The sequence below is a fragment of the Lysinibacillus sp. RU7 genome (assembly GCF_057837305.1).
In genome coordinates this window covers 1-272 of sequence record NZ_JBYQFK010000127.1, presented here as the reverse complement: position 1 = coordinate 272, position 272 = coordinate 1, and the positions used below count along the sequence as shown (strand labels likewise).

Below are 272 nucleotides of genomic sequence, written 5' to 3'. Positions count from 1 at the left end.
GAAGAAGGCCTGAATTATCAAATCGGTGAGCCTGAGTATCCAACACCCGAGTCGTTAAAGTCTGAGGCTGAACTGAAAAAAATGATGGTGGAATTTGTGCCTGAAAATGTGCGTGCAAGTTTCATGCGGGATCGTCATGTGGAAATTCGTCCCATCAATCCACAGAACCCGTATCAACCGCAGCCTGAAGCACCTGTGTATGCGCACTATATTCGCACACATGACCGCATTGCAGCAGAGGTGGATGATATTTCGTTGCATCAAGCAATTGC

Annotated in this window: 1 protein-coding gene; it reads left to right on the top strand. The window is 47.1% G+C overall.

Annotated elements, in window-relative coordinates:
* The coding region (locus AC3II9_RS21805) for a hypothetical protein (protein ID WP_489158787.1) at window positions 1-272 on the top strand (272 nt) is incomplete at both ends.